Origin of the sequence: Ureibacillus sinduriensis BLB-1 = JCM 15800, from assembly GCF_000772955.1 — a bacterium.
Taxonomy (GTDB): Bacteria; Bacillota; Bacilli; order Bacillales_A; family Planococcaceae; genus Ureibacillus; species Ureibacillus sinduriensis.
On the sequence record NZ_JPVO01000055.1, the window covers coordinates 235587 to 247856 of the forward strand.

Below are 12270 nucleotides of genomic sequence, written 5' to 3' on the forward strand. Positions count from 1 at the left end.
TCTTCTATTTAATAAGGAGTGATATGTTGAACAATTTAAAAGAAATCCTCTCGTTTCATTACGTTTATCCGCTTCCCCTTAACAAATTCCATATTCTGATGAAATCTATCGAATCCATGCATAATCTAGTAAATACTTCACCCGCAAAATTGGCTAAAATTCTATCGATTTCAACAAAAAATGCAGACAGCATTTTATTGAAATATCAAAAAGTATTGGACATAGATCTTGTAGACGTATATCATTCGAATTCGATAAGAGCCATTCCGTACAATAGTGAATTTTATCCGGAAAGCCTGCTTGATTTGATAGACCCCCCGACATTCCTTTACGCGAAAGGGAACATTTCATTACTGAAGCAACCTAGAAAAATTGCCATCATTGGTTCAAGAAAAGCAACAAAATATTCGGGCTTGGCATTGGAATATATCGTTCCACCGCTAGTTGAACAAAACATCGTCATCGTAAGCGGTCTTGCGAAAGGGGCAGATAGTTTGGCTCATCGATCAACAATACAGCACGGCGGCAAAACGATTGCAGTGCTGGGTCATGGTTTTAATCATCTATATCCACAAGAAAATAAGGAACTTGCTAATGAAATAGGACAGGGTCATTTGCTTTTAACAGAATATCCTCCATATTTTGGGGTCCAGAAATGGCAATTTCCAATGAGAAATCGTATTATAAGCGGTATCAGCAATGCGATTGTTGTAACCGAAGCATCTTTGAAAAGTGGGACACTAATAACAACTGAACATGCATTGGAACATGGTAAAGATATTTTTGTAGTTCCCGGCCCCATTCAAAAAGAGCAGTCAAAAGGAACAAATAGTTTACTGCGGGAAGGGGCTATACCAATCTGGAACGGTTATCAAATCATAGAGGAATTAAAATTGTTTTGAAGGTAAATATTGAAAAAAAGTTGCATTCTCGTAAAAACTGTTATACATTTTGCAACAGATACATTTTTTAGGGTGCTCACCATAGCACGACTAAACAAGATAAACAATTAACCTCTACAAGGGGGAAGAATATAGATGGCAGATTATTTAGTGATAGTAGAGTCACCGGCAAAAGCAAAAACAATCGAGAGGTATTTAGGGAAGAAATATAAAGTAAAAGCTTCCATCGGCCATGTCCGTGATCTACCGAAGAGCCAAACAGGCATAGATACGGAGAATAATTATGAACCGAAGTATATTACCATACGGGGCAAAGGACCTGTATTGCAGGATTTAAAGTCAGCAGCGAAAAAGGCAAAGAAAATTTATCTCGCAGCCGATCCCGATCGCGAAGGAGAAGCGATTGCATGGCATTTGGCGCAAGCATTGAATATCGAAACAACTTCAGATTGCCGTGTAGTTTTTAACGAAATTACCAAGGATGCAATTTTGGAATCCTTTAAACATCCCCGTCCAATCAATATGGATTTGGTGGACGCACAGCAAGCAAGGCGTATTCTGGATAGGCTTGTAGGTTATAACATCAGCCCTATTTTATGGAAAAAAGTGAAAAAGGGATTATCTGCAGGACGCGTTCAATCGATTGCTCTTCGGTTTATCATTGATCGTGAAGAAGAAATTAAAAACTTTGTCCCGGAAGAATATTGGTCTATTGAAGCCAATTTTGAAAAAGGGAAGAAGCAATTTGAAGCTTATTATTACGGCAATGGCGAAGAAAAGGTAAAACTTACTAATGAAGAGCAGGTAAAGGCGATTTTGGGTGGTCTTAAGAGCGATGAATTCAGCGTTGCTAAAGTTGTAAAGAAAGAACGGAAACGTAATGCTGCACCTGCCTTCACAACATCATCGCTACAACAGGAAGCAGCTCGAAAACTGAATTTCCGCGCAAAGAAAACAATGATGCTTGCCCAACAATTATATGAAGGTATTGATATCGGTAAAAAAGAAGGTACTGTCGGGTTAATTACATATATGCGTACAGATTCTACCCGAATATCCGATAGTGCCAAAGCGGAAGCGATCAATTATATAAGCGAAAAATACGGTAAAGATTATGTAGTGGGAGAAACAAAGCAAGCTAAAAAATCCGCTAATGCACAGGATGCCCATGAAGCGATACGTCCGACAAGCACAATGAGGACTCCTGAAGAGCTAAAAGCCGTATTAAGCAGAGATCAGCTGCGCCTTTACCGACTAATTTGGGAACGTTTTATAGCAAGCCAAATGTCACCAGCGATTTTAGATACAGTCACGGTCGATTTAATAAATGGAGATGTTCAATTCCGTGCGAATGGTTCTCATGTAAAGTTCCCTGGTTTTATGAAGCTTTATATTGAAGGAACGGATGACCAAACGGAAGAAACAACGAAACTACTTCCGGAAATGGAAGTCGGAGATATCGTGAAGTCATTAGAAATCGAACCGAAACAACACTTTACACAACCGCCGCCACGATTCACGGAAGCGCGTCTTGTAAAAGAGCTTGAAGAAAGAGGCATTGGCCGCCCTTCAACGTATGCGCCAACTCTGGATGTCATTCAAAGACGTGGCTATGTTCAATTGGATGCAAAACGATTTGTCCCTACTGAGTTAGGGGAAATCGTACATCAAGCAACTTTGGAGTTCTTCCCGGAAATCATCAATATCGAGTTTACGGCACAAATGGAACATGATTTAGATGCTATCGAGGAAGGCCAGAGAAGATGGGTGGAAGTCATTGATGCTTTCTACAAAGATTTTGAACCACGTGTGAAATATGCAGACGAGGCGATGGAGAAAATAGAAATCAAAGACGAGCCGGCTGGGGAAGATTGCGAGAAATGCGGTTCTCCAATGGTATTCAAGCTAGGCAGATACGGCAAGTTCATGGCGTGTTCGAACTTCCCGGAATGCCGGAATACAAAAGCGATTATGAAGCCGATCGGCGTAAAATGTCCAAGTTGTGATACAGGTGAAATTGTAGAAAGAAAAAGTAAAACAAAACGATTATTCTATGGGTGCAACACATATCCGGAGTGTGACTTTGTTTCCTGGGATAAGCCGATAAGCAGACCATGTCCAAAATGTAGCTCGCTTTTGGTTGAGAAGAAAATTAAAAAAGGTGTTCAAATACAGTGTACAAAATGTGATTACGAGGAAGCGCCTTCTCAATGATCCTCATCTGCTGTAATATGGTTGCTAACAGCGATTTAACAATAATTCGAAATTTTACGAATTCTCAAACGATATAATTGCCTTATGCCTCATTGAATTGTTATAATTTATGAGGCATTTTCTTTTGTACTAATTACCGTATATGTGGAAAATGTGTGAAAAAAAGTATGATTTTATGCTAAATGTTATAGGAGTAGTAGTGGTTTACACATTTTTTACAAATTTTATTTAATAAAGGCTTGATATCTGTTCAAGATAGGTTTAGTGTCATAATGTATGTTTTCTATATTCTATAATTAATTAGAGATATTGTTGAAAATGAGATAAGATTCATCTTCCTCATAAGAGCATGAAAATTCGCCTTATTTTCTTCTCATGTAATTTCATTGGAGGTGTTTTGCTATGTTTCTGACATTTGCAGAAAGCCTAGATAAGTTTCTCAAGTATATTCAGCTCGAAAAAAACTTCTCAGTACATACTGTAAGAGAATATGAATTTGATTTAAATGATTTTTTAAACTTTCTAAAATCTGAAGGTATTTCAAATCTGGCTGATGTTGAATATATTCATGCAAGGGTATACGTAACAAAACTTTATGATGAGAAGAAAGCAAGAAATTCAATTTCAAGAAAAATTTCTTCCATCCGCTCATTTTTTAAATACTTAAACCGTGAATTTAACTTGGATGATTCGTCCTTTCGTTCACTTTATCACCCAAAAAAGGAGAAACGGCTGCCAAATTTCTTCTATGAAGAAGAACTCTCACAATTATTCGAAAGAAATGTCGGACAGGATGACAAGTCGGTTCGAAATATGGCTTTATTGGAATTATTGTATGCAACAGGCATCCGGGTAAGCGAGTGCACGTCGATAGAAATAGAAGACATCGATTTTCACTATTCCATTATCCGAGTAATGGGGAAAGGTAGAAAAGAGCGGATTATTCCTTTTGGACAGTATGCACATGAGGCGTTAAGTAATTATATAGAAGTTCGTGTGAAGTTGATGAAAAATCAAAGTCATAAGAAACTGTTTGTGAATATGCGCGGGGGAGAACTTACTCCACGCGGTGTACGTTATATACTTGACGAGATGATTAAAAACGCGTCGATGCACACAAAAATCTATCCACATATGTTGAGGCATTCTTTTGCGACGCATTTACTCAACCAGGGAGCCGATTTAAGGACTGTTCAAGAACTCCTTGGCCATGCAAATTTGTCTTCAACACAGGTCTATACACATGTTACGAAAGAACATCTTCGAAATACTTATATGAATACTCATCCACGAGCGTGATTTAGGAGGAATGAAAATAATGGAACAATTCCATGCAACAACGATATTTGCCATACATCATAATGGGAAATGTGCGATGGCAGGTGATGGGCAAGTTACATTGGGCAATTCGGTTGTCATGAAACATACTGCTAGAAAGGTCAGACGTCTATTCAATGGAAAAGTATTGGCTGGATTTGCAGGCTCAGTAGCTGACGCATTCACGTTATTTGAAATGTTTGAATCCAAGCTGAATGAATATGGTGGGAACCTGCAGCGGGCGGCAGTTGAAGTTGCAAAGCAATGGCGGGGAGATAAAATGCTTCGCCAGTTGGAAGCACTGCTTTTGGTAATGGATCAGTCAACGCTATTGCTGGTATCTGGTACAGGGGAAGTGATTGAACCTGATGATGGCATCTTGGCAATCGGGTCAGGCGGCAATTATGCATTATCCGCAGGAAGAGCATTGAAACAATATTCTGGGGAACATCTCACAGCAAGTCAGATTGCAAAAGCTGCTCTTACAATAGCTGCTGATATTTGTGTCTATACGAACCATAATATTGTAGTGGAGGCGCTTGAAGAATGACAAAACAAAATTTAACGCCAAGACAGATTACTGAACAATTAAACCGTCACATTGTTGGGCAAAATAATGCAAAGCGTGCAGTAGCAATTGCTTTGAGAAATCGATATAGACGTTCCCTGTTAAGCGAAGAGTTGCAAAATGAAATCATTCCAAAAAATATCTTGATGATAGGTCCAACTGGTGTAGGGAAGACGGAAATTGCACGAAGAATTGCAAAATTAACGAATGCACCATTTATCAAGGTGGAGGCTACCAAGTTTACAGAAGTAGGCTATGTAGGCCGTGATGTTGAATCAATGGTGCGTGATCTAGTAGAAAGCTCGCAACGGCTTGTAAAAGACGAAATGATGGAGTCTGTAAAAGATGCTGCAGAACTGAATGCTAATGAAAAATTAGTAAAATTGCTTGTTCCATCAAAAGGCAAGACAAAAATGGCCCAAAACCCATTGGAAATGCTTTTTGGGCAAAATAATAGCAGTGTGGACGAGGATCGGACGGAAGATGAAACGGCAACGCGTTCAAAGCGTTCTCAAGTTGCCCAAGATCTAAAAGCGGGTAAACTTGAAGATGAATGGGTAACGGTTGAAGTTACTGAACAAAATACGCAGATTTTTGATTTAATGCCTGGTATGGGCATGGATATGGGATCTTCGGGAATGCAGGATATGCTTTCCAGTCTAATGCCAAAGAAAACGAAGAAACGTAAAATGAAAGTCAAGGATGCTCGGCGAGTACTGATTATAGAAGAAGCCAATAAGTTGATCGATTCAGACGAATTAGCTCAGGAGGCCATCCGTCGTGCGGAACAATCGGGTATTATCTTTATCGACGAAATCGATAAAATTGCTAGTCGTGGCTCAAGTTCGGCAGATGTGTCGCGTGAAGGCGTACAAAGAGATATTTTGCCTATTGTAGAAGGTTCAACTGTTACCACAAAATATGGCCCGGTAAAAACCGACTTTATGCTCTTTATTGCAGCTGGTGCCTTTCATATGTCTAAACCAAGTGACTTAATTCCTGAATTGCAAGGGCGCTTCCCGATTCGCGTCGAACTGGAAAAGTTGACGAAAGAAGACTTCATACGAATTTTGAAAGAGCCTGATCAATCACTCATTTTGCAGTATAAAGCTTTGTTGGAAACAGAAGGCGTGACCATCGAGTTTACGGATGATGCCATTGAAAGAATTGCTGAAATCGCTACGGAAGTAAATCAAGAGACGGACAATATCGGGGCGAGAAGATTGCATACAATATTGGAGCGTCTATTGGAAGAGTTATCATTCGAAGCATCTGAAATATCACCTGCACATATTGAAATAACACCAGCATATGTCGACAAAAAACTCGAAAAAATTTCAAAAAACAAAGATTTGTCACAATTTATCTTATAATTCGAGTTGAATTAGTTACAATAAATTGTAGAAACCTTTAGAATATTAAGTGAATTATTATAAGCACCCTTTAGGAGGATATTTTTAAAATGAATTTATTAGCAAAAACACGTAAGATCAACTCGATGCTACAAGCATCGGCAGGGAAGCCAGTTAACTTTAAAGAAATGGCTGACACTCTTGGTGATATTATAGATAGCAATGTATTTATCGTAAGTCGTAAAGGGAAACTGCTGGGTATTTCAATCCACCAACAAATTGAAAATGCTCGAATCCAAAAAATGGTTGAAGAGCGACAGTTCCCTGAAGATTACGCACAGCACTTATTCGAAATCACGGAAACTTCACCAAATATTGATATCAACAGTGAACATACAATTTTCCCAACTGAAAACCGTGACCTATTCAAAAATGGTTTGACGACAATCGTACCAATCATTGGCGGTGGTGAGCGTTTAGGCACGTTAATCTTGGGAAGATTAACAGATAGCTTTGAGGATGATGATTTAATCTTGGCTGAGTATGGAGCGACAGTTGTCGGCATGGAAATTCTTCGTGAAAAATCTGAAGAAATCGAAGAGGAAGCACGCAGCAGAGCTGTGGTTCAAATGGCGATCAATTCATTATCGTATAGTGAATTGGAAGCAATCGAACATATCTTTGAAGAGCTGGATGGCAATGAAGGCTTACTGGTTGCGTCGAAAATTGCAGACCGCGTGGGAATTACCCGTTCGGTAATCGTCAATGCTTTACGTAAACTGGAATCGGCTGGGGTTATCGAATCTAGATCTTTAGGGATGAAAGGTACTTACATTAAAGTGTTGAATGATAAATTCTTAACAGCATTAGCTGAAATTAAGATGAAATAAACCTGAAACAAAAATAAAGGTTCTGTCATATGACTGACGGAATCTTATTTTTTTGTCCCAAAAATATACAAAATTTACTGGTCGCAATTTACTAGATTATATTAGATAATAAGTCTACACTTGAAATTTTAGTAGTTTGTCCTGTCAAAATAGTGGAAATTGTGAAGAATTGTGAATGTTTATAAGACTATAATACGAAAAAATAGGTAATATTGACTATTAAAAAACAACAAATGCCAATAGACACTTTGTAGTATTATACTTTAAAATTAAGTTATCGAAATGAAATATAATGTAATATAAAAATAGATTTTGAGGTGAATAGTTTGAACTTGTTCGGAGGAACAATCAGTAAACTTGAAAGTGGACTGAATTATGCATCATTGAAAAATAAAACAATCGCTCAGAACATAGCGAATGTAGATACTCCTAATTATAAGGCGAAAAATGTCAGTTTTGAGAAAATGTTGTCAGATGCAAAGAAATCAACAATTTCTGCGGCTCGAACAGATATCCGTCACTATGATTTTGAAATCACACAATCCACGCCGGGTGTTTACAGTTATGAAAACTTCAACTACCGCAGCAATGGGAATGGTGTTGATATGGATGCAGAGCAAGCGAGTTTGGCAGAAAATTCAATTTACTATAATGCTCTAATCGAACGCATTTCCAGTAAATTCAATAGTTTGAACACAGTCATTAAAGGAGGCAGATAAATATGTCTATTTTTTCTAGCATGAATACAACTGCCTCTGCGTTAACGGCACAGCGGTTAAGAATGGACGTTATTTCATCAAATATCGCAAATGTCGATACGACTCGGGCTAAACAGGTGAATGGCGAATGGGAACCGTATCGCCGGAAATCCGTAACATTGACCGAAGACAATGGTCAATTCTCAGGTTTCTTGAACCGTGCGATGAGAAAAGAAGAAAACGCCGGCAATGGTGTTAAGGTAACAAAGATTAACGACGATACACAGACGCCTTTCAAATTAGTCTTCAACCCTTCTCATCCTGATGCTAACGAAGATGGATATGTAGAAATGCCCAATGTAGATTTGCTTACTGAGATGGTGGATTTGGTCTCTGCAACTCGTTCTTATGAAGCGAATATAACAGTATTGAACGCAAGTAAATCGATGTTAACAAAAGCATTGGAAATTGGTAAATAATTTATAAGTGGAAGGAATGAGTCAACTTGGCAATAACTCCAATAACATTATCTGTTGCAAATACTCAAACGATGGATGAAACAAATAGATTGAAAGTGGCTGCTACGCCATTTGAGGCACAGCAATCTTTTGCTAGTACATTAAAAGATGCAATTGCTTCTGTGAATAATCAACAAATTCAATCAGATGCAATGACACAAAAGTTAATCAATGGTGAAGATGTTGATTTACATGAAGTCATGATTACTGCTCAAAAAGCGGGTGTAACTTTAAATGCAACATTGGAAGTTCGCAATAAGGCAATTGAAGCATACCAGGAAATAATGAGAATGAGTATTTAACTTCATTTAGCAACTCTTTATCTGCACCATTAGATTGCCATAGGTGACAAGTTCAGATGCACCTAGGTGGGTTTGTTTGTAAGGTGTATTCACAAAAATCGGGGGATAGCTAATGAATGAACGTTTTACAAAAGTGAAAAGCGACTCAACACAATTTTGGAAGAGTCGGACGAAAAATCAAAAAGTTGCAATTGTTGGAACATTAATAGGTGTAATTGCACTTGCAACTATACTTACATATTTCTCAACGAGAACAAAAATGGCGCCGTTATTTACTGAACTTTCTGCCACAGAGGCTGGACAAATTGCTGAAGTACTAACTGCACAAGGCGTTACATATGAAATTGCTCCTGGGGGGACGAATATCCTGGTGCCGGAAGAACAAGTGGATTCTTTGACAGTATCCCTTGCTGCACAAGGATACCCTGAATCCGGAGAGATTAACAATTCCTTCTTTACATCAAATGCGGGATTCGGAATGACGGACAATGAATTTAATGTCATCAAGCTTGCTGCTACGCAAACAGAGCTGGCGAAGCTGATTAAACAAATAGATGGTGTGAAAAATGCGAATGTCATGATCAATATGCCTCAACAAGGTGTATTTGTAAATGACACAGGGCTAGAGGCGAGTGCATCCATCGTCCTGGATACAGAACCTGGCCATCAGTTTTCAAACGAACAAATCTCAACGTTATATAATCTGGTTTCTAAAAGTATTCCAAACTTGAGTACGGACAACATAGTTATTACCAATCAATACTCCGAATATTACGATTTAGAATCGGCATCGGGATCCAATTCGGTTGACTCGGTAGAAGGTCAGATGGCGGTAAAGAAAACGATTGAGCGCGACTTGCAAAGACAAGTGCAACAAATGCTCGGCACTTTAATGGGGAATGATAAGGTTGTTGTTTCGGTAACAACAGATATCGATTTCAAAAAAGAGAACCGTCAGGAAAATCTGGTAGTGCCTGTAGATGAGGAAAATATGGAAGGAATCGAAATCAGTGCCCAACGTATCACTGAATCGTATTCCGGAATGGATGCTGCTTCAGGAACACCGGAAGCAGGATCGGAAACAGATAATTTTGTGGATTATAACTCAGTAACGAGCGGTGATGGCGACTACGAAAAAGTAGAAGAGACGATTAACAAAGATGTCAATCGCATCACAAAAGAAATCCAAGAAAGTCCGTATAAAGTGCGCGATATCGGAATTCAAGTGATGGTTGAGCCGCCAAATCCGGATGATGCAGCGTCTCTTTCAGATGATGTAAGAAGCGATATAGAACAAATTCTATCTACGATTGTTCGTACAACAATAGATAAAGAATCGGCAGGGGACTTAACGAACGAACAAATTAGCGAAAAAGTAGTCGTTTCAGTTCAACCTTTCTATGGCAATGATGCGCCAATAGGTGAAGAAACAACAACCATTCCTTGGTGGGTTTGGGTAATCGGTGGAATCTTGGTTGCAGTCATTTTATTGCTCGTATTCTTCATCATACGTTCTAGAAAACGAAAAGAAGTTGAAGATGAGCTTACAATTATCGAAGAACAAGAAGCATTAAGAGTAAATGATATTAATGAAGAAAAAGAAACAGAAGGAACAATACGCCGTAAACAGCTTGAAAAAATGGCGAAGGAAAAACCTGAGGATTTTGCAAAGCTACTACGCAGTTGGATTACTGAAGATTAATGGGGGTGTCTTAACATGTCCAAAAAAGAAAAAGAATTAACGGGAAAGCAAAAGGCAGCCTTACTCTTAATTTCTTTAGGGCCAGAAGTTTCTGCTTCTGTATACAAACATTTAAATGAAGAGGAAATCGAACGTCTTACGTTGGAAATCTCAAGTGTCAAAAAGGTTGAACCAGGTATAAAGGAAGATATCATCGAAGAATTCCACCATATCGCTTTAGCGCAAGATTATATTTCGCAAGGTGGAATTGGATACGCCAAGACCGTTTTAGAAAAAGCATTGGGGCAGGATCAAGCACAAGCGATTATTAATCGCCTAACTTCTTCCCTGCAAGTACGTCCATTTGACTTTGCAAGAAAAGCGGATCCCGGCCAAATCTTTAATTTTATCCAAAACGAACACCCTCAGACGATCGCATTGATTTTATCTTATTTGGATCCTGGACAAGCCGGCGTCATCTTGTCATCTTTGCCTCAAGAGGTTCAGGCCGATATTGCAAAGCGAATTGCCGTGATGGATTCGACTTCTCCTGAAGTCATCAGTGAAATCGAATCGATTCTGGAACGCAAATTATCATCCACAGTTACACAGGATTACACTGAAACTGGTGGCGTGGATGCAGTTGTCGATGTATTGAATGGTGTAGACCGTCAAACAGAAAAAACAATTCTCGATGCACTCGAGATCCAAGACCCGGAACTGGCAGAAGAAATCAAGAAGAGAATGTTCGTATTCGAAGATATTGTTACACTGGACAATCGTTCGATTCAGCGTGTTATACGTGATTGTGAAAACGAAGATCTACTTCTTTCCATGAAGGTAAGTAGTGAAGAAGTGAAGGATATATTATTCCGAAATATGTCACAGCGTATGGCTGACACATTTAAGGAAGAAATGGAAATCATGGGTCCTGTACGCTTACGCGATGTTGAAGAAGCCCAATCCAGAATTGTCGGGGTTATTCGACGACTGGAAGATGCTGGGGAAATCATCATAGCTCGTGGTGGAGGAGATGACGTCATTGTCTAGAATCATCCGCTCGAGCAGAACGGTTCAGCAGCAAGAAAAACAAGTGGAAATACAACTTCGAAATTTGTTTAAGGCTGATTTTGATGGAGTAGAAAGTAACCAAAATACAGCATTTTCCAAGGAAGAAATCTATGCTGAGAGGGACCGTATTTTATCAAGTGCGGCATCAGAAATTGAATCGCAAAAGCAAGAGTTTGAACAATATAGACAAGAACAGTTGGATATTCTGGAGCAGCTAAAAAAGATGTGGGAAGAGGAAAAACTTGTTTTGGAGCAAAATGCGTACGAACAAGGCTTTCAACTAGGCTATGAAGAAGGCATCAAAAAAGCCCATGTAGATATGGCTGACTCCTTGGCTGTCGCCAACAAAGTTATTGAGGATTCACGTCTTATAGCACAAGACTACATCCAAGAACAAGAACAAGTCATATTGGAACTAGCAATGACGGCTTCTGAACGAATTATAGGTGCCTCTCTAGAACGAGATGATGAAGTTTTTCTTTCAATTGTTAAAAGAGGGCTCAAGGAAGCCAGAGAAATGAAAGAAATCAAAATCTATGTATCACCTATTTACCATCATCTAATAACACAACATCGAAGCGAGCTAGTGGAGATGTTCCCAACGGATGTGCCGTTACTCGTTTTCGTTGATGAAGACTTGAACCAGACGGAAAGCTATATAGAAACAAACCATGGCCGGATTGTAGTATCGATAGACGAACAATTAAGTGAACTGCGTTTGAAACTGAGTGAAATATTAGATAGTAAGGAATGATAG

Annotated in this window: 12 protein-coding genes; all 12 read left to right on the plus strand. The window is 38.9% G+C overall.

Annotated elements, in window-relative coordinates; genetic code table 11:
- Nucleotides 1–23 precede the first annotated feature (23 nt).
- On the plus strand, nt 24–902 hold the full coding sequence (dprA, locus tag CD33_RS17080) for a DNA-processing protein DprA (protein WP_036202946.1): 879 nt from the start codon (nt 24–26) through the stop codon (nt 900–902).
- A 135-nt stretch (nt 903–1037) separates the two neighbouring features.
- A complete protein-coding gene (gene topA / locus CD33_RS17085) occupies nt 1038–3116 on the plus strand; it encodes a type I DNA topoisomerase (protein WP_036202949.1) in 2079 nt (692 codons plus the stop codon).
- Nucleotides 3117–3518: 402 nt separating this feature from the next.
- Nucleotides 3519–4415 carry a tyrosine recombinase XerC gene (gene xerC / locus CD33_RS17090; RefSeq protein ID WP_036202953.1) on the plus strand — a complete coding sequence of 299 codons (897 nt, stop codon included), beginning with the start codon at nt 3519–3521 and terminating at the stop codon, nt 4413–4415.
- 19 nt (nt 4416–4434) lie between these two features.
- Nucleotides 4435–4983: an ATP-dependent protease subunit HslV gene (hslV, locus tag CD33_RS17095; RefSeq protein ID WP_036202956.1), complete on the plus strand. Its 549-nt coding sequence runs from the start codon at nt 4435–4437 to the stop codon at nt 4981–4983.
- Nucleotides 4980–6374: an ATP-dependent protease ATPase subunit HslU gene (gene hslU / locus CD33_RS17100; protein ID WP_036202958.1), complete on the plus strand. Its 1395-nt coding sequence runs from the start codon at nt 4980–4982 to the stop codon at nt 6372–6374. The genes hslV and hslU overlap by 4 nt, the downstream gene beginning before the upstream one ends.
- Nucleotides 6375–6463: 89 nt before the next feature.
- Entirely contained in the window at nt 6464–7243 is a 780-nt protein-coding gene (gene codY / locus CD33_RS17105) for a GTP-sensing pleiotropic transcriptional regulator CodY (protein ID WP_036202962.1), read from the plus strand.
- A 326-nt stretch (nt 7244–7569) separates the two neighbouring features.
- Nucleotides 7570–7962 (plus strand): flagellar basal body rod protein FlgB, encoded by a 393-nt coding sequence (flgB, locus tag CD33_RS17110; protein WP_036202965.1) that lies wholly within the window; start codon nt 7570–7572, stop codon nt 7960–7962.
- A 2-nt stretch (nt 7963–7964) separates the two neighbouring features.
- Nucleotides 7965–8420 carry a flagellar basal body rod protein FlgC gene (gene flgC, locus CD33_RS17115; RefSeq protein WP_036202967.1) on the plus strand — a complete coding sequence of 152 codons (456 nt, stop codon included), beginning with the start codon at nt 7965–7967 and terminating at the stop codon, nt 8418–8420.
- Between the two features lie 71 nt (nt 8421–8491).
- Nucleotides 8492–8761, plus strand: coding sequence for a flagellar hook-basal body complex protein FliE (gene fliE, locus CD33_RS17120; protein WP_176400054.1), 270 nt, complete (start codon nt 8492–8494; stop codon nt 8759–8761).
- A 112-nt stretch (nt 8762–8873) separates the two neighbouring features.
- Nucleotides 8874–10463 (plus strand): flagellar basal-body MS-ring/collar protein FliF, encoded by a 1590-nt coding sequence (gene fliF / locus CD33_RS17125; protein WP_036202973.1) that lies wholly within the window; start codon nt 8874–8876, stop codon nt 10461–10463.
- Nucleotides 10464–10478: 15 nt separating this feature from the next.
- Nucleotides 10479–11492: a flagellar motor switch protein FliG gene (gene fliG / locus CD33_RS17130; protein WP_036202975.1), complete on the plus strand. Its 1014-nt coding sequence runs from the start codon at nt 10479–10481 to the stop codon at nt 11490–11492.
- A complete protein-coding gene (fliH, locus tag CD33_RS17135; protein ID WP_309299213.1) occupies nt 11476–12267 on the plus strand; it encodes a flagellar assembly protein FliH in 792 nt (263 codons plus the stop codon). The genes fliG and fliH overlap by 17 nt, the downstream gene beginning before the upstream one ends.
- Nucleotides 12268–12270: the final 3 nt, after the last annotated feature.